This window comes from Subtercola boreus, from assembly GCF_003399625.1.
Classification (GTDB): Bacteria; Actinomycetota; Actinomycetes; order Actinomycetales; family Microbacteriaceae; genus Subtercola; species Subtercola boreus_C.
In genome coordinates, this window is record NZ_NBXA01000014.1 from 29,164 (window position 1) to 53,102 (window position 23,939).

Sequence of the window (23,939 nt, forward strand, 5' to 3'; positions counted from 1 at the left end):
TGACGTTACTTTACGGGGATCGACTGCGCCTTGAGAGCGGCGATGGTCTTCGACTGGCCGCTCGACAGGGCGTCCTGCAGGGTTCCGCTGCCACCGATCGCTGCAGCGAATCCGTCAGAGACGTCGCTGTAGGTCTGCGTCATCGTCGGGCCCCAGGTGAACGGGCTGATGACCTTGGCCTGATCGGAGAAGAGCTCGTAGATCTTCTGGTCACCGTAGAAGGGCACGCCCTCCGACAGTGCGGGCAGCGAGGCGCCGGTGCTGCTGGCGGGGAAGAGGTTCGCTTCGGTGTTGAGGGCCGTCAGGGCCTCGGTGCTGGTGTTCAGCCACAGCAGGAACTTCGACGCTTCGGCGGGGTGCTTCGACCCCTTGAAGACGACGCTCGACGAGCCACCCCAGGCGCCCGACGTGGGCTTCGAGGCATCCCACTGCGGCATCGGGGCGACGGCCCAGTCGCCCGTGGTGCTCGGGGCGCCACTCGAGATGGTGTTCGCACCCCAGACGGCCGAGACCCAGGTCCAGTCGGCGCCGGTGTCGTAGGCGTTGTTCCACTGGTCGGTGAATCCGGGGATCGTCGAGACGAGCTGCTTGTCGAGCAGACCCTGCCAGTACGAGGCGACCTTGGTCGACACGTCGGAGGTGAGGTTCACGTCCCAGCTGCCGTCAGCGGTGCTGAACCACTGGCCACCGGCCTGCGAGACGAGACCGGCGAACCAGTTCACGTCACCCTTCGGGAAGTTGGTGATCTGGCCGCCGAGGGCCTTGATCTGCACTGCTGCTGCCGCGTACTCGTCCCACGTGGTCGGGATCGGGATGTTGTTCTTCTCGAACAGATCCTTGCGGTAGTAGAGGGCCATGGGGCCGGAGTCCTGCGGGATCGCGTAGACAGAGTTGTCCTCGCCGAAGGTGACCTGGTTCCAGAGCCCGTCGGAGAAGTCGGCCTTGGCCGCCTCGACTCCGTCGCACGAGGCGATGTTGGCGAGGCCATCCTGAACCCGGAAGGCGGGCAGAGTGTCGTACTCGACCTGCCCGAGGTCGGGCGCGTTGCCGGCCTTCAGCTGCGTGAAGAAGTTCTGGTACGTTCCGCTGTTGCCGTTCGGAACGGTTGAGACCGTGACCTGGATGTCGGGGTTGGCCTTGTTCCAGATGTCGACGACCTTGTCCATTCCGGGAACCCAGGTCGTGAAGCTCAGGTCGACCTTGCCCGTGCTCGGAGCGCAGTCGGATGCGGTCGAGCCGGAGGAATCGCTCGAGCCTGATGCCGAGCAGCCCGCGAGGGCGAGCATCGCTGCAGTCGCAACAGCGGCTACGCGAAGGTGTTTCAGTGCCATGTGATTGTCCATTCAGTGAGGGATGTGTGACGGAGAAGGGCTCTCCGCCACCGTGAAACGCCGTTGTTCTCGGTACTGCACCTCTGGCGTGTTACTTCAGGCTTCCGGCGCCCAGACCGTTCCGCCAGAATCTCTGGAGGCTCAGGAAGGCGACGAGAAGGGGAACGATCGACACCAGCGCGCCCACGATCACGAGGGTGCGGATGTCGGGGATCTGGCTCACCTGCGAGTTCCAGGTGTAGAGGCCGAGCGTCACGGGGAACAGCGTCTGGTCGCGCAGCATGACGAGCGGGAGGAAGAAATTGTTCCAGATCGAGACGAACTGGAACAGGAAGATCGTGACGAGGGCCGGCGACATGAGGCGCACGGCGACGGTGAAGAAGGTGCGGATCTCCCCCGAGCCGTCGATGCGAGCAGCCTCGATGATCTCATCCGGCACGCTCGATGCCGCGTAGATGCGACTGAGGTACACCCCGAACGGACTCACCAGGCTCGGCAGGAAGACGGCCCAGAAGGTGTTCGTCAGCTGTACCTGGCTGAAGATCAGGAACAGCGGCAGAGCGAGAGCCGTGGCGGGCACCAGCACCCCGCCCAGCACGGTGTTGAAGATGAGCTCCCGGCCCGGGAAGTCGTACTTCGACAGGGCGTAGCCGCACATGGCCGCCAGGATGGTGCCGATGCCACCCGCCACCGTTGCGTAGACGATGCTGTTGAGCATCCACCGCGGGAACACGCCCTCGTTGTAGGTGAACAGGTTCACCAGGTTGTTGCCCATATCGGTGATCGAGGTCGGCGTGAACCAGAGGGAGAACGTGGAGTTGAAGTTGCCGAGCGTCTTCGTCGACGACACCAGCAGCCAGAAGATCGGCAGCAGGAAGTAGAGGGTGAAGGCGCCCATGATGGCCATGGCCGCACCTCGCGAGAGGAGGCTCTCGCGAGGTGCGCCGTTCGAACCGGGCGCGCGCTTCGCTGTTCGGGTCAGAGTCGAGGTGGTCACAGTGCTGCCCTCCGCTGGGTCAGACGCAGAACAGCGAACGACAGGATGAACGTGGTGATCGCCAGCACGACCGAGAAGGCTGCTGCGAGGTTGAGGTTCGGCACGGCGGCCGTGGTGTAGACGAGCAGGTTCGGGGTGAACGTGCTGGTGATCGACGAGGTGAACTGCTTGAACACCTGCGGTTCGGTGATGAGCTGCAGAGTGCCGATGACGGAGAAGACCGCGGTGAGAACGATGGCCGGCGCCACCAGGGGGATCTTGATCGACCAGGCGATGCGAACCTGCGAGGCTCCGTCGAGCCGCGCGGCCTCGTAGAGTTCCGCGGGAATCGCCAGGAGCGCCGAGTAGATGATCAGCATGTTGTAGCCGACGTACACCCAGGTCACCACATTCGCGATGGCCCAGAGCACCGTCCCGCCGTCGAGCAGGTCGACCTTCGAGGTGACGAAGGAGAAGGGCGAGAGCGAGGGGGAGTAGAGGTAGCCCCACATGATCGCCGCGATGACGCCGGGCACGGCATAGGGGGCGAAGAACGCGAGCCGGAAGAACTTCTTCCCCTTCACCAGCGGCGAGTCCAGCAGCAGGGCGAAGAGCAGCGCTAGGCCGAGCATCACGGGAACCTGCACCACGCCGAACGCCAGCACCCTCAGGATGGAACCCCAGAATTCGGAGTCCTGGAACACCAGGAAGTACTGCGACAGCCCGCCGAACTCCAGACGCGGCTTGCCGAACGTTCCATCTCGTTTGATGACCTGCAGCGACTCCACGACGGCGTAGATCACGGGAATCAGGTAGAAGGCCGTGAACAGCACGCCGAAGGGCAGGATGAGCAGGGCGATCGCCCGCTTGTTGCGCAGACGCTTTCGCGCCTTCCGGGGCGTCACGGCCGGGGCCGACGCCATCGGGGGCAGAACCGAGGTGGTCATGAAGTCTCCCTTGACTGGCGGACGATCTGTACCCCGCCGGCAGCGACGACGCCGTCGACGGCGAGGTCGGCCTCGGTGACGAGGTCGTATCCGGTGATCGCGTGCGCGACCGGTTCGTTCGTGTGGTTGATCACGAAGACGTAGTCGTGCTGGGGGCCGGAGCGGCGCACGATCTCGATGCCCTCAGCGACCGGGGTGAGGGTGGTGGCTCCGGCTTCGGATGCCGCGTGCCGCAGCTCCTCGGCCAGGGACCCGGCATCCAGGCGTGTCGCGAGGTAGCGCGCCACACCCTGGCCGAATCCGTGCCGGGTGACGGCCGGCACTCCCATCAGCGGACCGTCGAGATAGAAGGAGGTGGTTGTGGCGCCCTCGAGGTGCAGCAGCTCGGTCCAGAGGCCGGCCGAACCGCCGTCGCTCAGGGCGATCGACTCGTCGCCATCGACCGGATAGAACTCCTCAGCGGAGATGCCGGCGACCGAACGGAAGGCGCCGGGGTACGACCCGGAGCGCACCGTGTCGTGTTCATCCACGATGCCGCTGAAGAAGCTGATGACCGCATGCCCGCCGCCGGCGACGAAATCGGTGATGACCTGGGCGTCGGCATCCGACACCAGGTACAGGCACGGCACCACGACCAGCCGGTAGCCCGAGAGGTCGGCGCCCGGAGCGACGATGTCGACGGTCGCCCCGATGGCCAGCAGTGCCTCATAGGTCTGGTGCACCTGTTCGAGGTAGTGCAGCTCGGAGGAGGGGTGCGCTTCCTGGTCGGTCGCCCACCACGCCTCCCAGCTGAACACGAGTGCGATGTCGGAGTGCACCACCGAGCCTGCGAGCTCGCCGAGGCGATCCATCAGCGAACCGAGCTCGACGACCTCGCGCCAGACCCGAGTGTCGGTGCCGGAGTGCGGGAGGAGGGCCGAGTGGAACTTCTCGGTGCCCTTGACCGACGCGCGCCACTGGAAGAAGCAGACTCCGTCGGCACCGCGCGCGACGTGGGTCAGGGAGTTGCGCATCATCTCGCCGGGGGCCTTCGCGTGATTGCGGGGCTGCCAGTTCACGGCGCTGGTGGAGTGCTCCATGAGCAGCCACGGCTTGCCGCCGGCGAGCCCCCGGGTCGCGTCTGCCGAGAACGAGAGTTCGCGGTGGGGGACGCTCAGGCGGTGGTCGAGGTAGTGGTCGTTCGCGACGACATCCATCTCGGGCGCCCAGCGCCAGTAGTCCTGTGTCTTGATGTGGGCGGTGACCATGAAGTTGGTGGTCACGGGGATGTCGCTGGTGCTGCGGATGATCTCGGCTTCGGCCGTGTAGTAGGCCAGCAGCTCATCCGAACTGAACCGGAAGAAGTCGAGCTGCTGCGAGGGATTGATGAACGAGAGCGTGTCGCGCGGGGGCAGGATCTCGGCCCACTCGGCATAGTGCTGGCTCCAGAAGGCGGTGCCCCAGGCGTCGTTCAGGGCTTCGATGTTCTCGTAGCGGCGCTGCAGCCAGACCCGGAAGGCGGTCGCCGACACGTCGCAGTAGCACAGCGCGTTGTGGCAGCCGAGCTCGTTCGAGACGTGCCAGAGCTTCACGGCGGGGTGCGATCCGTAGCGGGCGGCGGTCTCCCGCACGAGCGCCATGGCGTAGTCGCGGAAGACCGGTGAGCTCGGGCACCAGGCCTGGCGTCCGCCGGGCCAACGCGTCGTGCCGTCGCCGACCTGGGGGAGGATCTCCGGATGCAGCGTGGTGAGCCACGGCGGGGGAGACGACGTTCCGGTGCCGAGGTTGACCCCGATGCCGTTCTCGTGCAGAAGCCCGACGATCTCATCGAGGTCGTCGAAGCGGAAGTCGCCCTGGCGTGGCTCGATGTGCGACCACCCGAAGATGTTCACGGCGACGAGGTTCACGCCGGCTTCGCGCATCAGACGCACGTCTTCGCGCCAGACGTCTTTGCTCCACTGCTCCGGGTTGTAGTCGCAGCCGAACACGAGTCCCTCCGTGCCGAGCCCGAGGGGGCTGGGGCGGTGGGTTTCGACTGGTGTCACAGTTTCCTCGACTTCATTGGCTGGCGTGAGAGCGTCACCACAGCCCGCGGGAGGGCAGGACTGTGAAGGTTCACAGAGCTACCGGGGAATGTCTTTCCGGCGGCTTTCTGTGAACGTTCCCAACCATAAACAGGGCGGCGCGATTCTGTCAAATCATCCTCTGTCGACCCGGTACAGTGGCACCCATGGCACGTGACAGATCGCTCCCGCGAAGGGCGACGATCCATGACGTTGCGGCGGTCTCGGGCATCTCGCGTGGCACTGTCTCCCGGGTTCTGAACGGTGAACCGTACGTCTCCGACCGTGCCCGCGAGGCGGTCGAAGCCGCGATCCGCGAAGTCGGATACGTGCGCAACACGGCCGCCCGCAGCCTCGTTACGCAGCGCTCCCGCGCGATCGCCCTGATCGTGCACGAGCCGCACGCACTGGTGCTCGAAGACCCGAACATCGGCAACATCCTGATCGGCACCAACGCCGTGCTCTCCGACGCCGACTACCAGATGGTCACGCTCATCCTCGACTCTGCCAGGGACAGCGACCGGGTGGCCGAGTACCTCCGCGGCGGCTTCGTCGACGGCGCGATCATCCTCTCGGCCCGGGTCGGCGATCCCATCGCGCTCGCCGTCGCCGAACTGGGCATCCCCGCGGCGTTCGTCGGGCATCCGCCGAACGCGCCCGACATTCCCTTCATCGGCATCGACAACCTGGGCGCCGCCCGCCAGATCACCACCCGCCTGCTCGAAACGGGCCGCTCCCGGGTCGGCATGATCGCGGCGGCGCTCGACCGCGACTCGGGCCAGGATCGGCTCACCGGTTTCCGGGAGGCGCTCGGCGAACGGTTCGATCCGTCGCTGGTCGTCGACTATCCGCTCTACGCCTACGATACCGGCGCCGTGGGCATGCGTGAGCTGCTTCGACGCGAGCCTCTGATCGACGGAGTGTTCGCGGCATCCGATGCCGTCGCGGCAGGCGCGATGGACGTGCTCCGTGACGCCGGGCGCACCGTGCCGGGCGACGTGGGGATCGTCGGCTTCGACGACAGTTCATGGGCGATCCGTTGCACCCCCGCCCTCTCGACGGTGAGACAGCCGGCCGACGAACTGGGCCGTCGCGCTGCTCAACAGGTGCTCACCCAACTGCAGGGTGGCCCACGGCCCGCTGGGGGAACCCTGCTGCAGACCGAGGTCGTCTGGCGGGCATCGGCCTAGGAGGCCGTGCGCGTCTCAGGATCGGTGGGCGAGCGGGTGTGGGGGTGTAAGATTACGCACCAAAGACTATGAACCGGCCATCACCGGGGAGTCGCCGGAAGAACAGTGGTAAGCCTCAGAACCGGGGTTCATCGCCCAGTAGAACCGGCCGGGTCTGGCCCGTCACAGCCAAAGAGAGAGCGACCGGACGAGCCTGAACCCGAGAGGGAGAGGGCACAGACGGTAAGCGGGGTGGTACCGCGCCGGAGAGAAGAGTGCTGGCGTCCTCGTGGAACAGGCAGCAGCGCAGACAGCCGTCCAGGAGAGCAACACACATGACCTACCCCAAAGAGGGAACCACCGTCGGTGCCGCCATGGCTACCGGTGAGGCCGCCACGACCGTCGGTGCCGCGACGGGTGCCCCCACGGGTGCCGCGTTCGGCATCAGCCCCAGCCCGAAGTTCCCCGCGATCGAGGAGCAGGTGCTCGGCTTCTGGAAGGAAGACGGCACCTTCCGGGCATCCATCGACCAGCGCGCCGACGCACCCGAGTGGGTCTTCTACGACGGCCCGCCCTTCGCCAACGGCCTTCCGCACTATGGCCACCTGCTCACCGGGTACGCCAAAGACCTCTTTCCGCGTTTCCAGACCATGCGTGGCAAGCTCGTGCACCGCCGGTTCGGCTGGGACACCCACGGCCTCCCTGCCGAGCTCGAAGCCATGCGCCAGCTCGGCATCACGGAGAAGAGCGAGATCGAGGCGATGGGCATCGCCGAGTTCAATGCGGCGGCCCGGGCATCCGTGCTGCAGTACACCGGTGAGTGGCAGGAGTACGTCACCCGTCAGGCCCGCTGGGTCGACTTCGAGAACGATTACAAGACGCTCGACATCACCTTCATGGAGAGCGTGATCTGGGCGTTCAAACAGCTGCACGACAAGGGTCTCGCCTACGAGGGCTTCCGGGTGCTGCCCTACTGCTGGCACGACGAGACCCCGTTGTCGAACCACGAGCTCCGCATGGACGACGACGTCTACAAGATGCGCCAGGACCAGACCGTCACGGTCACCTTCCCTCTCGTCGGAACGAAGGCCGAGGCGCTCGGGCTCACTGCGGTGCGGGCGCTCGCCTGGACGACCACGCCCTGGACGCTGCCCACCAACCTGGCGCTGGCCGTCGGGCCCGACATCACGTACGCCGTCGTGCCCTCGGGGCCGAACGGCACCGCGGATGCCGAGGTGTCCCGTGAGGAGGGTTCCGACGCTCCGGATGTCGCCACCGACGTACTGAGCGCCGACTACCTGCTCGCCGAAGACCTCGTCGGCAACTACGCCAAGGAGCTCGGCTACGACTCCGCCGAGGCCGCGCGCGCGGCCGTCACCCGCACGCTCCCGGGCACCGAGCTCGACGGCGTGCGCTACGACCGGCTGTGGGACTACTACGCCGACGTCGAGACGTACGGCACCCAGAATGCCTGGCAGATCCTCGTGGCCGACTATGTCTCCACCACCGAGGGCACCGGCATCGTGCACCAGTCGCCCGCCTATGGCGAGGAAGACCAGAAGATCTGTGAGGCAGCGGGCATCCCCGTGCTCATCTCGGTCGACGAGGGTGCGCGTTTTCTTCCGAACATCACCGAGGTCGCCGGGCTCCAGGTCTTCGAGGCCAACAAGCCGCTGACCCAGCTGCTGAAGGCACAGGGCCGGCTCCTCCGGCAGGCGAGCTACGAGCACTCCTACCCGCACTGCTGGCGCTGCCGCAACCCGCTGATCTACAAGGCGGTGTCGAGCTGGTTCATCAGGGTGACCGATTTCCGTGGCCGCATGGAGGAGCTCAACCAGCAGATCGAGTGGGTGCCCGAGAACGTCAAGGACGGCCAGTTCGGCAAGTGGGTCTCGAACGCCCGTGACTGGTCGATCTCCCGCAACAGGTACTGGGGATCGCCGATCCCGGTCTGGAAGAGCGACAACCCCGAGTTCCCGCGGGTGGATGTCTACGGCTCGCTCGACGAGCTTGCGCGCGACTTCGGCGAACTGCCGCTGAACGCCGACGGCCAGCCCGACCTCCACCGCCCGTACATCGACGGCCTGACGCGCCCGAACCCCGACGACCCGAGCGGTGAGTCGACGATGCGCCGCATCGAAGACGTGCTCGACGTCTGGTTCGACAGCGGGTCGATGCCCTTCGCCCAGGTGCACTATCCGTTCGAGAACCACGACTGGTTCGACTCGCACAGCCCCGCCGACTTCATCGTCGAGTACATCGGTCAGACGCGCGGCTGGTTCTACACGATGCACATCCTCTCGACGGCGCTCTTCGACCGGCCGGCGTTCAAGAACGTGATCAGCCATGGCATCGTGCTCGGCAGCGACGGCCAGAAGATGTCGAAGAGCCTCCGCAACTATCCCGACGTCAACGAGGTCTTCGACCGCGACGGCTCGGATGCGATGCGCTGGTTCCTGATGAGTTCACCCGTTCTGCGGGGTGGCAACCTCATCGTGACGGAGGAGGGTATCCGCGAGTCGGTGCGGCAGTTCATCCTGCCGCTCTGGAACACCTACTACTTCTTCACTCTGTACGCGAACGCGGCGGGAGCCACCGGCTACGAGGCAGAATGGCGCACCGACTCGACCGACGTGCTCGACCGTTACCTGCTCGCCAAGACCCGCGAACTCGTCGACGGCGTGACCGACGACCTCGAAGCGCTGGACGCGACGGTGGCCGCCTCCCGGCTCCGCGACTTCGCCGACGTGCTCACGAACTGGTACGTGCGCCGCTCCCGCGACCGCTTCTGGTCGGGAGACGACACGCAGGGCTTCGACACGCTCTACACCGTGCTCGAGACGCTCACGAGGCTGTCGGCCCCGCTCATCCCGCTCATCGGCGACCATATCTGGAAGGGTCTCACCGGTGGCCGCAGCGTGCACCTCGAAGACTGGCCGCACGCGAACGCATTCCCTGAAGACCACGAGCTCGTGGCGACGATGGACCGCATCCGCGCGATCAGTTCCAGTGCGCTCTCCCTCCGCAAGGCGAACGGGCTCCGTGTGCGCCTGCCCCTTTCGAGCCTGACCGTCGTCACCGAGAATGCCCGTGCGCTCGCGGCGTTCGAGGAGATCCTGCGCGACGAGCTGAACGTCAAGGCGGTCTCGTTCGTCGAGCAGTCGCCGACCAGCGCAGCCGACTTCGGCATCACCTCTCGTCTCACCGTCAACGCCCGGGCCGCGGGCCCGCGGCTCGGCAAGCAGGTCCAGCAGGTCATCAAGGCCGCCCGGAGCGGGGACTGGTCGGAGCAGAACGGTGTCGTCACGGCGGGCGGCATCGCGCTCGAGCCCGCCGAATACGACCTCGTGCTCGAGACGGCTGCTCCGGATGCCGCGGGCGAGGGGAGCTCCAGTGCGCTGGCGTTGCTCCCCGGTGGCGGCTTCGCGCTGCTCGACACCACCACGACTCCCGAACTCGAGGCCGAGGGGCTCGCACGGGACGTCATCCGGGCCGTGCAGGAGACGCGGAAGGGTGCGGGGTTCGACGTCAGCGACCGCATCACGCTCGACCTGGTGTTCTTCAGCGACGCAGACGCGGATGCGGTGCGGAGTGTCGCAGCCGGCGGCTCGGGCAGCAATGCCGGAACCGTCGCCATCGACCAGGAGACCCTCGCCACCCGGTTCACCGTGGTGTCGCCGAAGGATTTCCGCACTCTGGAGCGGTACCGCGACGACCTGGTCTCGGAGTGGATCGGGCGCATGGTGGGCACCCCACCCGAGCACTTCGCGTGCGTCGAGAAGGGCAGGTACGCCAACGGCGACCTGTTCGTTGTGGCCGTGAGCCGGCCGGAAGGAGTCCGCGATGTCTGATCCCAGGAATCCCGATGAAGTCGGGGCTGAGGGGTTCGAGCCCGGCGGGTACGAGCCGGGCGCGTTCGGGAGCGGCGGATCCGAGAGCGACGAGCTGCGCGAGGGCGATGGCGTTCGCGACCAGATCGGCTATGGCGACGACCCGGGCGACGGAGTGCACCGACAGCGCTACGACGACGACGGAACGCTCGACGATGACGACGACCATAACGACAACGACGACGACGACACCGAGGATCCGAGCGAGTTCGAGATGGCCGACGCCTACGACGAGCAGCTCGTCGTGCGGGCCGGCGGCGGCGCGACGATCGGCGAAGACGAACCGGAACTGCCCGACGAATTCATCGAACAGGGCGACGAGGTCTACGCCGCGCTGCTGACCCGTCTGGGCGAAGCGGCCCCCGAACCCCGCCTCGGGGCGACCAGGCGTGTGGTGGAACTGCTCGGCGATCCGCACAGGGCCTACCCGATCATCCACATCACCGGCACGAACGGCAAGACGAGCACCAGCCGCATCGCCGAAAGCATCCTGAGGGCCTACGGTCTTCGAACCGGGCTGTTCACCAGCCCGCACCTCGAACGGCTGAATGAACGGATCGTCATCGACGGCCGGCCCATCACGAATGAGGCGCTCGCGGCCAACTGGGCCGACATCCAGCCATTCCTCGCCATCGTGGATGCCGAACTCACCGGTGCCGGTGAGCCCCGCCTCACGTTCTTCGAGGCGCTCTCCGTGCTCGCGTTCGCGTCGTTCGCCGACGCTCCCGTCGACGTTGCGGTGATCGAGGTCGGGATGGGCGGCGAGTGGGACTCCACCAATGTCGCCGACGGCCAGGTCGCCGTGTTCACTCCGATCTCGCTCGATCACACCGCCCGCCTCGGCAACACCGTCGCGGAGATCGCCCGCACGAAGTCGGGCATCGTCAAGCCGGCCGCCCAGGTCGTCACCGCGAAGCAGCAGCCGGAGGCTCTTGCCGAGCTGAAGCGCGCTGCTGAGCTGACCGAGTCGACGTTCGTCGTCGAGGGCGACGGGTTCGAGGTCGTGTCGAGCTCTGTCGCCGTGGGTGGCCAGGTCGTCACCATCAAGGGCATCGCGGGAACCTACAGCGAGCTGTTCCTGCCGCTCTACGGCGACCACCAGGCCCAGAACGCGGCGGTCGCTGTCGCTGCGGTCGAGTCGTTCCTCGGCGGCGGGTCGACGGCGCTCGTCGAAGACGTGCTCACCGAAGCGTTCAACACCGTGACATCGCCCGGCCGCCTGCAGCTCATCGGCACCGAGCCGACCGTGCTGGTGGATGCCGCTCACAACCCCGGCGGGGCCGAAGCGCTCGCGGCGGCGCTGAAGCAGTACTTCACGTTCGACAAGGTCGTCGCGGTGATCAGCATCCTCACCGACAAGGATGCCGCCGGAATCGTCCGGGCACTCGAGCCGGTCGTCTCGGAGTTCGTCGTCACCCGCTCGACCTCCGACCGCGCGATCGACGCCGACGAGCTCGCGAGCCTGGTGGTCGGCATCGTCGGGGCCGATCGCGTCGTCGTGGAACTCGACCCGCGCGAAGCAGCAGCGATCGCCCGGGAATCCGCGGGTGAGTCCGACAAGGGCGCCGTGCTGGTGACCGGGTCGATCACTCTCGTGGGCGAGATCATCACCCTGGCAGCCGACGAGGGCTGGAAGCCGTGAGCGAGCCGCTCGAGGTGGGTGGGGTTCCCGGGCAACCAGCGCGATCCGGCACACCAGGTCGCGCGCCGCGCCGGCCTGCACGTGCCCCGCGCGCGCCGCGACAGCGCCGCCAGCGGAGCGTGCGCGAGAGCATCTGCTCGATCGTGCTGGGTTTCGAGTCGGTCATCATGTTCCTCGCGACCCTCGCCGTGTTCGGGCTGAAGGCCCTGCCGTGGCCTATGGCGCTCGGTGGGGGAGCGGCGCTCTGCGTGCTGCTGCTCGCCACGATCCCCCTTCTCGGCCGCCCCTTCGGCATCGCCCTGGGGTGGCTGCTCCAGCTGATCATCCTCGCTTCCGCGATCCTGGTGCCGCTGATGCTCATCGTTGCGGTGCTGTTCGGCGGAATGTGGGTGTTCGCCGTGGTGAGGGGTGGCATGATCGATCGCGAGAACGCCCGTCTCGCCGGGCAACCCTGACCCTCACGTCCTGTTCATGATCCAGACCCTCCTGAAGAAAGTAGAACCCCTGTGACTGCAAACGTCGAAGAGACACTCGTTCTGATCAAGCCCGACGGGGTCGCCCGCAACCTGATCGGCGACATCCTGGCTCGCATCGAGGCGAAGGGCTACCAGCTCGTCGATGTGAAGCTCTTCGAGCCGTCCCGAGTGCTTCTGGCCGCTCACTACGAGGAGCACGAGGGCAAGCCGTTCTACGAACCCCTCATCGAGTTCATGGAGTCGGGCCCCGTGTTCGCCGCGCGTGTCGCCGGCAATCGCGTGATCGAGGGTTTCCGCTCGCTCGCTGGCACGACCGACCCCACCACCGCGGCGCCCGGAACGATCCGAGGCGACCTCGGCCGCGACTGGGGCCTCAAGGTGCAGCAGAACCTCGTGCACGGCAGCGACTCCCCGGAGTCCGCCGCCCGCGAGCTCGCCCTCTGGTTCGACTGACCCCGACCCGCCGGGGGCAGCGCTGCCCGCAGGCGGGAGCGTGTGTGCGGGCTCAGCTGTTGGTGAGTGAGGCGATGACGTCGAGCCGCAGCTGGGCCAGCACGGCCACCACGAGGTACGAGACGATCACGAAGAGCCAGAGGAACGGGAAGAACAGCCGCGCAATGCTCCGGGCACCGGCCGGCGCAGGGATGTTGCCCTCACGGAGGTTGTACACGGTCACGTACCAGAACAGCGGGATGACCACCATCCAGACCACCATGCAGTAGGGGCACAGCGTGCCCAGCACGAAGATGCTCTGGCCGATCAGCCAGATGACGAACACCAGGGCGAAAACGATGCCGAGGTTGAAGAGGATCCGGAACCAGCGGGCGAACGTTGCACCTGCAAGGATCCCGACTCCCACGACGATCACCGCGATGAAGCACGCGACGCCGATGAGGGGGTTCGGGAATCCGAAGAGCGACCCCTGGGGGCTTGCCATGTTCGGGCCGCAGCTGACCAGCACCGAGATGTTGCACGACGGCACGTAGCTCGGATTGACCAGCGTCTCGATCTTCTCGAGGGTGAGCGTGAAGGAGGCGATCCAGCCGATCACCCCGGCGATCACGAGGAAGATGGCGAGCCCCACAGGACGCCGCGTGGGCAGGGTTTCTTCGATCACTGTGGCATTCTGCCACACGCCCCAACCGCCCTCTCTGGGAATGCGTGCGATAATGGCAGCATGTCTTCCGGGCCGCGCCCGGTGCGACAGCACAACATGCGCTCGATTGCGCAAAAAGTTTGCCGGGCCACCTGAAGAAGGTGGAACGGAGCATCATCAGCAGCACGAAGAACCCGTCCAGAGCTGAAGCCGGACGGTTCGCGTGAAGGATTTGCGGTACCGAAGACGGGGAAGTCTCACTGGAAGCGGGGCCGCACGAGAGAGTACCCGGCGGGTGGCGCGGTCACCCAGCCCGGCTAGGAGTGCACCAGAAATGGTGGAAGACAACCAACCGGTCAAACGACGCTCCCGCCTGTTCGGCGGGCGCAGGTCGGCCAAGAAGGCAGCGGAGCTGGCACAGCTAGACGCTGCCTCCGGCGTTCCCGCCGCATCCGAGACTGCGTCGCCCGAGGCCCCGACGGCCCCGACGCAGCCGCAGACGATGCAGCCGCAAACAGCACCGACCCAGGCAGCACCGGCCCCGACAGAGCCGGCCCCCTCCGCGGCGGCCGCAACAGATGTGAAGGTCCCCATGACAGATTCGAACGAACCCAACGAGCCCTGGCTCGAACCCGAACTCGGCCAGGCTCCGGCCGCTCCGAGCCAGCCGGTGCCGCGCACCACCACGTCGCTGCTGTTCCAGGCACCCGACATCCAGTTGCTCCCACCCCGCCCGGGGCAGGGTCGCGACGACGACTGGGACCGCGACGATCGCGACAGGGACGACCGTGACAGCCGGGATTCCGTCGACAGGGATGACCGGGGTGGCGACCGCGCCGACACCACCGTTCGCCGCCGCACCCGCAGGCGGAGTGGCGATGAAAGCCGTCTGCCCGACGATCTGCCGCCGAACACGGTCGTCAAAGTGCGTCCGCCTCGCCAGCAGGCGCCCGCTGCCGAACTGATCACCGAGCCCCAGCGCATCAAGGGCTCGACCCGGCTCGAGGCGAAGAAGCAGCGCCGCCGCGACGGCCGCGACGCCGGCCGTCGGCGTCCGGTCATCACCGAAGCCGAGTTCCTGGCCCGCCGCGAGTCCGTCGACCGTTCGATGATCGTGCGCTCAGCGCACGATCGCATCCAGATCGGCGTTCTCGAAGACGGCGTGCTGGTCGAGCACTACGTGGCGAAGGCGCAGGACGCCTCGCTCATCGGCAACGTCTACCTCGGCCGCGTGCAGAACGTGCTGCCGAGCATGGAGGCGGCCTTCGTCGACATCGGGCGCGGCCGGAACGCCGTGCTCTACTCGGGCGAGGTCGACTGGGACGCCGCCGACACCGGCAACCAGCCCCGCCGAATCGAGCTCGCGCTGAAGCCCGGCGACACGGTGCTCGTGCAGGTCACGAAAGACCCCGTGGGACACAAGGGCGCCCGCCTCACCAGCCAGCTCTCGCTGCCCGGTCGCTACCTCGTGTACGTGCCCAACGGCAACATGAACGGCATCTCACGGAAGCTCCCCGACACGGAGCGGGCCCGTCTCAAGAAGATCCTCAAGGAGGTGCTTCCCGACAACGTGGGCGTGATCGTCCGAACCGCGGCCGAGGGCGCCACCGAGGAGCAGCTCACCCTCGACGTGCAGCGTCTCATCGAGCAGTGGTCCTCCATCAGCGACAAGGTGAAGTCCCTGCAGTCGCCCGCGATGCTGCACGGCGAACCCGACCTGCTGGTCAAGATCATCCGTGACGTGTTCAACGAGGACTTCGGCAAGCTCGTCATCAGCGGGTCGGATGCCCAGGCCACGATCGAGACCTACCTCGCGCAGGTGGCACCGGATCTGGTAGACCGCATCGAGATCTTCGACGGCGAAGGCGATCCGTTCGACCGGTTCCGCATCAACGAGCAGATCGAGAAGGCGCTCGACCGCAAGGTCTGGCTGCCGTCCGGTGGCTCACTCGTGATCGACCGCACCGAGGCCATGACCGTGGTCGACGTCAACACCGGCAAGTTCGTCGGTTCAGGCGGCAACCTCGAGGAGACCGTCACGAAGAACAACCTGGAGGCGGCCGAGGAGGTCGTTCGCCAGATGCGTCTCCGCGACATCGGGGGCATCATCGTGGTCGACTTCATCGACATGGTGCTCGAATCCAACCGGGACCTCGTTCTGCGCCGGCTCGTCGAATGCCTGAGCCGCGACCGCACCAAGCACCAGGTGGCGGAGGTCACTTCACTCGGCCTCGTGCAGATGACCCGCAAGAAGCTGGGGCTCGGCCTCCTCGAGTCGTTCAGCGAGCCCTGCGAGGTGTGTGCGGGCAGGGGCGTGATCGTGCACCACGACCCCACGTCGAAGCACCGCCAGACCCAGACCCCGCAGCCGGAACAGCGCCGCGGACGAAAGGGTGGCCAGGGTTCGAACGGCAACAACGGCGGCGGCAACGGAAACGGTTCGGGTAACGGCTCGAACGGTGGCAGTGGTGGCAACGGTGCGTCGAATGGATCCGCCTTCGGCAACGGAGCCTCGAACGGATCGCACCCCGCCGGCGTGACCCACAGCATCACCCCGGCCGCGCAGAGCGCTCTGGCGAAGATCGCCGCCAGCACCATGGCGTCGGCCGCGGGTCAGAAGCCCGCCGTCGACGTGACGCTGGCCGACTCTGCCGCCGTCGCGGAAGCGGCGCTGGAGGGAACTCTGCCCACGACAGAGGCTGTCGGATCCGAATCCGGTGTCGGCGCCTTCGGTGAGACCGTCGACACGGCGGAGGCCGAGCCGTCGCAGCGCTCCCGCAGGAGCTCCAGGCGTTCCCGCAGCCAGCGTGCGGCCGCCAGTGCCGAGGCCGCGAACCAGGATCGGGCAACCGTCGAGGGCGCAGTGCGTGGCCCGGCGGACGAAGCGGTGGCGGCCCCCGAGCTGACGGCTCCCGAGCTGACGGCCCCCGAGCCCACTCCGGCCGTTTCACCGGAGGAGGCCACCACGGAGGCCACCACGGTGGCCGAGCCGACCGAGTCGCACCAGGCGCCGGACGCCGCCCACGAGCGGCCGATCATCGACCTCCCGTTGCAGCCCCAGACGCCGCAGCGCGCCAAGCGCGAGGATGCCGCCAGGCTCCTCGACTCGGTGCTCGAGGCGCTTCCGGAGCCCAAGCAGCCCGGCCAGGGCCGCTCGAGGAGCAGGCGCGTCTCGACGGCGGCGCTCAGCGCTCCGGTCACGTCCGAGGGCGAGTAGCCCGCCGCTCAGCGGTGCTGCGGACGATCCTTTGCGATCACCCGCAGCCCGCTGGAGCGGAGCGCCACGACGATCTCCCGCATGGTGGCCGGCCGCGCGCCGGCCGCGACGAGCTCGTCGTAGCGCGAGGCGGGCACGTCGTAGTGGTCCAGGTCGAAACCGCGTCGCGGGATGCCGAGTGACTCGGCGAACGCGTGCAGCTCGACCAGCGAGGAGTCGCTCACGAGGTGCGACCAGAGTGTGTCATGTGCGGGCCAGCGCGGCAGATCGATCAGCACGGTCATCCTGCAAGCCTACAAACGCCTGCTGTGTAGAATGCTCGAGTGGACACACCGGCTGCGTTTGACCCGGCGCGTGCTACGAAGTAAAGTAGACCGTTGGTGCGTGCTGGCTCTGCCCGCGCACAGTCACTGGGACTTTCCAGAAGCTTTCAATGAATATCAAGGGTGCAGGCCAACCACTGGTTGGGGCGCAGTCGCCGAGTAGAGAATAGGTATGTGAAGTGGTTTACGCAGTTGTGCGCGCCGGTGGCCGCCAGGAGAAGGTAGAGGTCGGCACAATCGTCACCCTCGACCGCATCAAGGGCGACAAAGACGGCAACATCCAGCTGGCAGCGGTGTTGCTGGTCGACGGTTCGACGATCACGTCCGACTCGACCAAGCTCGCCAAGGTCAAGGTCACCGCTGAGGTCCTCGAAGACCTCCGTGGCCCGAAGATCGTCATCCAGAAGTTCAAGAACAAGACCGGATACAAGAAGCGCCAGGGCCACCGCCAGGAGCTCACTCGTGTCAAGGTCACCACGATCAAGTAAGGGCAGGTAGACACTCATGGCACACAAAAAAGGCGCGAGTTCCACTCGCAACGGTCGTGACTCCAACGCTCAGCGCCTCGGCGTGAAGCGCTTCGGCGGTCAGGTCGTGTCGGCCGGCGAGATCATCGTCCGCCAGCGCGGCACCCACTTCCACCCCGGCGTGAACGTCGGGCGTGGCGGCGACGACACGCTGTTCGCCCTCGCTGCAGGTTCGGTCGAGTTCGGCAACAAGGGTGGCCGAAAAGTCATCAACATCGTCGTGCCGGTTGTCGCAACCGAGCCCGTCGCGGTGCCTGCCTAGTCAGGTACCTCATGTTTCGGCAGGGGCGGGCTTCGGCTCGCCCCTGTTTTTTCGTTTCACTGGCACCCGTTTTTTCATTAGACGCGACGAAAGTCGCACCATCGTAAGGAGTGCAAATGGCAACGTTTGTTGACCAGGTAACCCTCCATCTGCGTGCCGGCAACGGCGGCAACGGTTGTGTGTCGATCAAGCGCGAGAAGTTCAAGCCGCTGGCCGGACCCGACGGCGGCAACGGCGGCAACGGCGGCGACATCGTTCTCGTCAGCGACCCGCAGACCACGACCATCCTCGACTTCCACCGTCGTCCGCACCGGAGTTCCGAGAACGGCGGCCCCGGTGCGGGAGATCACAAGAGTGGTTTCACGAGCGAGGAGATGGTGCTGAGCGTGCCGGTCGGCACCGTCGTCAAGAATGCCGAGGGGGAGACCCTCGTCGACATGGACGAGCCGGGCATCCGCATCGTCGTCGCGCCAGGTGGCCAGGGTGGGCTCGGCAATGCGGCGCTCTCGTCGAGCAAGCGCAAGGCTCCCGGATTCGCCCTGTTGGGCACGCCCGGCTGGGAGGGCGACGTCTTCCTCGAGCTGAAGACGGTCGCCGATGTCGCGCTGGTGGGATACCCGTCTGCCGGCAAGTCGAGCCTCGTCGCCGCGATGTCCGCGGCCAAGCCGAAGATCGCCGACTACCCCTTCACCACGCTGCACCCGAACCTCGGAGTCGTGCAGGCCGGGGAGACCCGCTACACGATCGCCGACGTGCCCGGTCTCATCGAGGGTGCCAGCGAGGGCAAGGGCCTCGGCCTCGAGTTCCTCCGCCACGTCGAACGCTGCAGCGCCCTGCTGCATGTTCTCGACTGCGCGACGCTCGAGCCCGGTCGCGATCCCCTCAGCGACCTCGACATCATCCTCGCCGAGCTTGCCGCGTACCCGGTTCCGGATGGCCAGCTGCCGCTTCTCGACCGGCCCCAGCTGATCGCGCTCAACAAGATCGATGTGCCGGAGGGCCGCGAACTCGCGGACTTCGTGCGCCCCGACCTCGAGGCCCGCGGCTACCGCGTCTTCGAGATCTCGACGGTGAGCCACGAGGGACTCCAGCCGCTGTCGTTCGCGCTGGCCGGCGTGGTCGAGACCAGTCGCAGAGAGGCCGCCACCGAGGCTGCCAAGCCCCGGATCGTCATCCGGCCGAAGGCTGTCGACGATGCCGACTTCCGGGTGGTCGTCGAGGGCGGCTCGTTCGGCAACGTCTACCGCGTGCTGGGCGGCAAGCCCGAGCGCTGGGTCGCCCAGACGGACTTCACGAACGAGGAGGCCATCGGCTTCCTCGCGGACCGGCTCGCGAAGCTCGGTGTCGAAGACGAGCTGTTCCGTGCCGGAGCTGTCGGCGGATCCACCGTCGTCATCGGCCCGGGCAACGGCATCATCTTCGACTGGGAGCCCACCCTCACGTCGACGGCCGAACTCGTCACCGCCCCGCGTGGAACCGACGCGCGCCTCGACCCGAACAACCGCCGCACGAACCAGACCCGTCGCCAGCGCTACGTGGAGCTGATGGATGCCAAGGCCGCGGCCCGCGCCGAGCTCGTGCGGGAGAAGGAGGCCGGACTCTGGGGTGACGAGGAGGCCGACGGCCTGACCGAGCCCGACTTCGACACCGCGCTGGATGGATCGGGCACGCCGGCACCGTCGGGCGCGTCGGGCTCCGCAGGTTCCGCTTCCGGGGAGCGCGAGTGAGCCGAGGCTCCATCCGCTCCCGGGAGCAGATCCGTGAAGCGGCGCGCGTCGTCGTGAAGGTCGGGTCGTCGTCGATCACCGGAGCGAACACCGGGCACATCGCGGTGCTGGTCGGTGCGCTCGCCGAACTCCACGGCCGGGGTACGGAAGTCATCCTGGTCTCGTCGGGCGCCATCGCGACGGGCATGCCGTTCCTGAAGCTCGACGATCGCCCGACCGATCTGGCGACCCAGCAGGCCGCCGCCGCTGTAGGGCAGAACCTGCTCATCTACCGCTACCAGGATGCGCTGAGGCCGTTCAGTATCGTGGCGGGCCAGGTTCTGCTCACAGCCGGCGACCTCGAGAACCCCAGCCATCGCAGCAACGCCCAGCGCGCGATGGAGCGGCTGCTGAAGCTCCGGATCCTGCCGATCGTGAACGAGAACGACACCGTGGCGACGCAGGAGATCCGGTTCGGTGACAACGACCGGCTCGCCGCTCTCGTCTCCGTGCTGGTGAAGGCCGACGTGCTCGTGCTGCTCTCCGACGTGGATGCGTTGTACACCCGCCCTCCCTCTGAGCCGGGCGCCGTCAGGATCGTCGACGTGCCGGTCGGAGACCTGCTCGCCGATGTCACGTTCGGCGACGTCGGCGCGGCGGGCGTCGGAACCGGGGGAGCGGCGACGAAGGTCTCCGCCGCCCGGCTGGCAGCGGATGCCGGCACGGCCGTGCTCGTGACCTCGGCCACCCTCGTGACCGAGGCTCTGGCAGGGCAGCCGGTCGGCACCTTCTTCACACCGGCGTCCCCGTAGGAGTTGTCCACAGATCCTGGTGGCTCCGGCCGGCTGGCAGAAGGGGAGTCCTAGAATCGTGAGCATGGCCAACACCACACTCGACGCACCCCCGCTCTCGTCGCTCACCGACCGTCTCGTCGCCGCCCGCGCCGCGTCGCTCGCGCTCGCGACGGCGACGGCCGAGGTGAAGAACCGTGCCCTCGAAGCGATCTCCCGGGCTGTCGCCGGCGGCGCGGCCGAGATCCTGCCGGGGAATGCGCTCGACCTTGCCCACGGCCGGGAGAACGGCCTCACGACGGCGCTGCAGGACAGGCTCACGCTCAATGATTCCCGGCTCGGGGCCCTCTCGGCGGCCGTGCTGGAGATCGTCGGTCTGGTCGACCCCGTCGGTGAGACGGTTCGCGGCAGGGTGCTGCCGAACGGTATCCGTATCGACCAGGTGCGCGTGCCGTTCGGGGTCGTGGGCGTCATCTACGAGGCCCGGCCCAACGTCACGGTCGACATCGCCGCGCTCGCGCTGAAGAGCGGCAACGCCGTCGTGCTCCGCGGTGGCTCGGCGGCCGAGAACACCAATCGGGTGCTCGTGGGGCTCATTCAGGATGCCCTCGCCTCGGTCGGGCTTCCCCGGGAGTGCGTTCAGACCATCGACGAGTTCGGGCGGGCGGGGGCCCACGAGTTGATGCAGGCCAGGGGCCTGGTCGACGTGCTGATCCCGCGGGGCAGCGCCTCGCTCATCAACACGGTGGTCGCCGAGTCGAAGGTGCCGGTCATCGAGACCGGGGCGGGTGTCGTGCACGTGTTCCTCGACGAGAGTGCCGACGAGTCGTGGTCGGTCGACATCGTGCAGAACGCCAAGGTTCAGCGGCCGAGCGTCTGCAACGCACTCGAGACCCTCCTCGTGCACAGGGGCGCTGCGGCCAGGCTGCTGCCGCCGGTGCTCGCGCGCCTTCGGGCCGACGGAGTGGTGATCCACGCCGACGACGAGGCGCGCGCCCTGTTCCCCGACTCCGTCGCGGCCACCGAGGAGGACTGGCAGGCCGAGTACATGAGCCTCGACCTCGCGGTGCGGGTGGTCTCCGACATCGATGAGGCGATGGAGCACATCCGCCGGTATTCGACGCACCACACGGAGTCGATCATCACGAACGACCTCTCCCACGCGGAACGCTTCCTCAACGAGGTCGACTCCGCGGCGGTGATGGTGAATGCGTCCACCCGGTTCACCGACGGCGGCGAGTTCGGTTTCGGGGCGGAGGTCGGCATCTCCACGCAGAAGCTGCACGCCCGGGGTCCGATGGGCCTGCCCGAGCTGACGAGCACGAAGTGGCTCGTGCGCGGTTCCGGACAGATCCGCTGAGACCGGTAGTCTTGTGCTGTGGCCTTCCGGGCCACACGAATGATCAGGAGAATCAATGTCCGTCGTAGCGAACGCCATCGTGCTTTCCGAAGAGGCCGTCAACCACCTGCCCTTCCCCGGCGTCTTCTTCGGGCTCATCGCCTTCGCGATCTTCCTGGTCGCCGGCTTCGTCATGTGGAGCTACCGTGACGTCGCCAACCGCCACCCGCAGAAGTCGGCTGCGTTCGCGCAGTCGCATGACCTGCACGGCCACGGCGACCGCACCGGCGCCGACCACTGACGCTTGCTGACGCCTGACAGCATCCTGGCCCTCCGTCGAAGCACCACGCCGCGTTCATGACCGTTGCTCCCGAGGTGACTCCCGGCCTCCCGAGGCGGCCGCGCATCGGCATCATGGGTGGCACATTCGACCCGATCCACCACGGCCATCTCGTCGCCGCCAGTGAGGCCGCGCAGTTCTTCGACCTCGACACCGTGCTCTTCGTACCCACGGGGTCGCCCTGGCAGAAGACCGATGTGACGGAGGCAGAGCACCGGTACCTGATGACGGTGATCGCCACGGCATCCAATCCCCGCTTCACCGTGAGTCGGGTGGACATCGACCGGGGTGGGCCCACCTACACGATCGACACGCTCCGCGACCTGGCGGAGGCGAACCCGGGCGCCGACCTCTTCTTCATCTCCGGGGCCGATGCCATCGCGCAGATCCTCGGCTGGAAAGACAGTGAAGAGCTGTGGTCGCTCGCACACTTCGTGGCAGTTTCACGGCCGGGGCACACCCTGGCCATTTCCGCTTTGCCGCGGCAGGACGTAAGCTATTTGGAAGTTCCGGCACTCGCCATATCGTCCACTGACTGTCGTGGGCGGGTGGGCCGGGGATTCCCAGTGTGGTACTTGGTACCCGACGGTGTAGTTCAGTACATCACCAAGCATCACCTATATCGGAGTGTTGAATGACTGTGCCTCACGACGAGCAGCCGCTGACACGGCGCGCGCTCCGTGAACTCGAGCGCCAGAAACCGCGCAAGCAGCAGAAGGAAGACGCGAAGGCCGCCGATCAGGCCGACGCCGAGCGCCGCGCTGCTGCGGCTGCTGCCACCGACGCTCCTGTTGCAATGCCCGAGCCGGCGGCCGAGGCCGAATCGGCGCCCGCTGGGCCTGAGGCGTCCGCGCCGGTGACCGACTCCGCCGATGTCGTTCCCTTCGCCCCCGCGACCTCCCTCGGCGCCACCCCGTCGCTCAGTCGTCGTGCCCGGCGCGTGGTCTCCGTCGACCACCCGTTCGCCGAGCAGCACGCCGCCGACTCGACGGGTGACGCTGGCGCTGGGGATGCCGACCGCGGCGAGACTCAGCCCGAGGCTGCGGTCGAAGCGCCCTCGAGCCCGGCGACCGGCCCGATCATCGCGGAGATCATCCCCGAGGCACCCGACACGAACAGCATCGAGATCGTCCCGACGGGTTCCGTCGAGACCGTCGATGACGCGCACACGTCAGGGTCTGGCTCATCCGAAGACACCAGCGAGGTGGCTGTTCCGGTCGAAGAGCTGATCGTGATCGATCCGTCGGTCGACGACGAGGTGGCCGCCCAGGAGGACGAGGAGTTCGCCGAGATCGACGACACCGTCGCTCCGGAGGCTGTGCATGTCATCACGATCGACGAGAACCCGTCAGGCCCGATCCTCTCGCCGCTGTTCCCGAAGCCCGACGAGCGCGCGCGCGAGGTCGACGCCGCTCGGGCCGAGACCCCGTTCGACGCCCTGATCGCCACCCGCGGTGTGGGTTCCTCGAACAGCGTCTCCACCACGAGCGCACTCGTGCTTCCCTCTGTCCCGAACCACGGCGACGTCGGCACAGCACTCGATGAGACCGGCGAGGTCATCATCACCGGTTCGATCGACCTCCCCATGAGTCTCGGTTCGATGGGCGCGGCTCCGGCCGACGGCCTCGAGTCCTCCGAGCTCGACGCCTACCTCGACCCCGACGGCGACGTCGGGTCGGATGTCGCACCTGTCAGCGCCAGTCGCGCCGTCAGCACCCACGGTGCGAGCTCGGGCCTGATCGCGCCGCCCAAGCGCAGCCGGGCAAACGCCCCCGTGATCCTCATGGTGACGGCCGGTGTGCTGGCCGTCGGAGTGGTCGGGCTGCTCGTGGCCGTCTTCGCCCTCAGAATCTTCTAACCGTCAG

20 protein-coding genes are annotated in these 23,939 nt (G+C 67.2%); 14 read left to right on the forward strand and 6 right to left on the reverse strand.

From position 1 onward, the window contains the following. Positions 1 to 5 precede the first annotated feature (5 nt). From B7R21_RS06585 to B7R21_RS06600, 4 genes are all read right to left on the reverse strand, one after another. Entirely contained in the window at positions 6 to 1,331 is a 1,326-nt protein-coding gene (locus tag B7R21_RS06585; RefSeq protein WP_116282452.1) for an ABC transporter substrate-binding protein, read from the reverse strand. Between the two features lie 91 nt (positions 1,332 to 1,422). After that, the gene (locus tag B7R21_RS06590) at positions 1,423 to 2,328 is read right to left on the reverse strand and encodes a carbohydrate ABC transporter permease (RefSeq protein ID WP_253259675.1); all 906 of its coding nucleotides are present in this window, start codon (positions 2,326 to 2,328) and stop codon (positions 1,423 to 1,425) included. Beyond that, complete coding sequence (locus B7R21_RS06595; RefSeq protein WP_116282453.1) at positions 2,325 to 3,254, reverse strand: carbohydrate ABC transporter permease; 930 nt, start codon at positions 3,252 to 3,254, stop codon at positions 2,325 to 2,327. Before B7R21_RS06595 ends, B7R21_RS06590 begins: the two co-directional genes overlap by 4 nt. Then, positions 3,251 to 5,278 (reverse strand): beta-galactosidase, encoded by a 2,028-nt coding sequence (locus B7R21_RS06600; protein WP_216364147.1) that lies wholly within the window; start codon positions 5,276 to 5,278, stop codon positions 3,251 to 3,253. Before B7R21_RS06600 ends, B7R21_RS06595 begins: the two co-directional genes overlap by 4 nt. A gap of 185 nt (positions 5,279 to 5,463) precedes the next feature. Between B7R21_RS06600 and B7R21_RS06605 the strand changes: the two genes are divergently transcribed. From B7R21_RS06605 to ndk, 5 genes are all read left to right on the forward strand, one after another. Continuing rightward, on the forward strand, positions 5,464 to 6,486 hold the full coding sequence (locus tag B7R21_RS06605) for a LacI family DNA-binding transcriptional regulator (RefSeq protein WP_116282454.1): 1,023 nt from the start codon (positions 5,464 to 5,466) through the stop codon (positions 6,484 to 6,486). Positions 6,487 to 6,800: 314 nt separating this feature from the next. Continuing rightward, positions 6,801 to 10,316 carry an isoleucine--tRNA ligase gene (gene ileS, locus B7R21_RS06610; protein WP_116282455.1) on the forward strand — a complete coding sequence of 1,172 codons (3,516 nt, stop codon included), beginning with the start codon at positions 6,801 to 6,803 and terminating at the stop codon, positions 10,314 to 10,316. Then, positions 10,309 to 11,997 (forward strand): bifunctional folylpolyglutamate synthase/dihydrofolate synthase, encoded by a 1,689-nt coding sequence (locus B7R21_RS06615; protein WP_253259676.1) that lies wholly within the window; start codon positions 10,309 to 10,311, stop codon positions 11,995 to 11,997. The genes ileS and B7R21_RS06615 overlap by 8 nt, the downstream gene beginning before the upstream one ends. 119 nt (positions 11,998 to 12,116) lie before the next feature. Continuing rightward, the gene (locus tag B7R21_RS06620; RefSeq protein ID WP_116282456.1) at positions 12,117 to 12,452 is read left to right on the forward strand and encodes a DUF4233 domain-containing protein; all 336 of its coding nucleotides are present in this window, start codon (positions 12,117 to 12,119) and stop codon (positions 12,450 to 12,452) included. 51 nt (positions 12,453 to 12,503) lie between these two features. After that, positions 12,504 to 12,926: a nucleoside-diphosphate kinase gene (ndk, locus tag B7R21_RS06625; RefSeq protein ID WP_116282457.1), complete on the forward strand. Its 423-nt coding sequence runs from the start codon at positions 12,504 to 12,506 to the stop codon at positions 12,924 to 12,926. Positions 12,927 to 12,978: 52 nt separating this feature from the next. On the opposite strand, the gene B7R21_RS06630 is transcribed toward ndk, so the two are convergent. Further along, complete coding sequence (locus tag B7R21_RS06630) at positions 12,979 to 13,590, reverse strand: vitamin K epoxide reductase family protein (protein WP_116282458.1); 612 nt, start codon at positions 13,588 to 13,590, stop codon at positions 12,979 to 12,981. Between the two features lie 313 nt (positions 13,591 to 13,903). Between B7R21_RS06630 and B7R21_RS06635 the strand changes: the two genes are divergently transcribed. Continuing rightward, positions 13,904 to 16,786: an Rne/Rng family ribonuclease gene (locus B7R21_RS06635; RefSeq protein WP_116282459.1), complete on the forward strand. Its 2,883-nt coding sequence runs from the start codon at positions 13,904 to 13,906 to the stop codon at positions 16,784 to 16,786. Between the two features lie 8 nt (positions 16,787 to 16,794). Here the strand turns inward: B7R21_RS06635 and B7R21_RS06640 are convergent, their stop codons facing one another. Further along, positions 16,795 to 17,070 carry a DUF4031 domain-containing protein gene (locus B7R21_RS06640; protein WP_116282460.1) on the reverse strand — a complete coding sequence of 92 codons (276 nt, stop codon included), beginning with the start codon at positions 17,068 to 17,070 and terminating at the stop codon, positions 16,795 to 16,797. Positions 17,071 to 17,288: 218 nt separating this feature from the next. Here B7R21_RS06640 and rplU point away from each other — a divergent pair, with 218 nt between their 5' ends. The 8 genes from rplU to B7R21_RS06680 all read left to right on the forward strand — a co-directional run bounded on the left by rplU (position 17,289) and on the right by B7R21_RS06680 (position 23,932). After that, entirely contained in the window at positions 17,289 to 17,597 is a 309-nt protein-coding gene (rplU, locus tag B7R21_RS06645; protein WP_116282461.1) for a 50S ribosomal protein L21, read from the forward strand. Positions 17,598 to 17,613: 16 nt separating this feature from the next. Continuing rightward, complete coding sequence (gene rpmA / locus B7R21_RS06650) at positions 17,614 to 17,898, forward strand: 50S ribosomal protein L27 (RefSeq protein WP_116282462.1); 285 nt, start codon at positions 17,614 to 17,616, stop codon at positions 17,896 to 17,898. Between the two features lie 116 nt (positions 17,899 to 18,014). Beyond that, a complete protein-coding gene (gene obgE / locus B7R21_RS06655) occupies positions 18,015 to 19,625 on the forward strand; it encodes a GTPase ObgE (protein WP_116282463.1) in 1,611 nt (536 codons plus the stop codon). Beyond that, positions 19,622 to 20,416 carry a glutamate 5-kinase gene (gene proB / locus B7R21_RS06660; RefSeq protein WP_116282464.1) on the forward strand — a complete coding sequence of 265 codons (795 nt, stop codon included), beginning with the start codon at positions 19,622 to 19,624 and terminating at the stop codon, positions 20,414 to 20,416. The genes obgE and proB overlap by 4 nt, the downstream gene beginning before the upstream one ends. A 64-nt stretch (positions 20,417 to 20,480) precedes the next feature. Beyond that, complete coding sequence (locus B7R21_RS06665) at positions 20,481 to 21,755, forward strand: glutamate-5-semialdehyde dehydrogenase (RefSeq protein WP_116282465.1); 1,275 nt, start codon at positions 20,481 to 20,483, stop codon at positions 21,753 to 21,755. Positions 21,756 to 21,810: 55 nt separating this feature from the next. Beyond that, the gene (locus B7R21_RS06670; RefSeq protein ID WP_116282466.1) at positions 21,811 to 22,035 is read left to right on the forward strand and encodes a hypothetical protein; all 225 of its coding nucleotides are present in this window, start codon (positions 21,811 to 21,813) and stop codon (positions 22,033 to 22,035) included. Between the two features lie 56 nt (positions 22,036 to 22,091). Further along, the gene (gene nadD / locus B7R21_RS06675) at positions 22,092 to 22,712 is read left to right on the forward strand and encodes a nicotinate-nucleotide adenylyltransferase (protein WP_116282467.1); all 621 of its coding nucleotides are present in this window, start codon (positions 22,092 to 22,094) and stop codon (positions 22,710 to 22,712) included. Then, complete coding sequence (locus tag B7R21_RS06680) at positions 22,709 to 23,932, forward strand: hypothetical protein (RefSeq protein ID WP_147305836.1); 1,224 nt, start codon at positions 22,709 to 22,711, stop codon at positions 23,930 to 23,932. The genes nadD and B7R21_RS06680 overlap by 4 nt, the downstream gene beginning before the upstream one ends. Positions 23,933 to 23,939 lie beyond the last annotated feature (7 nt).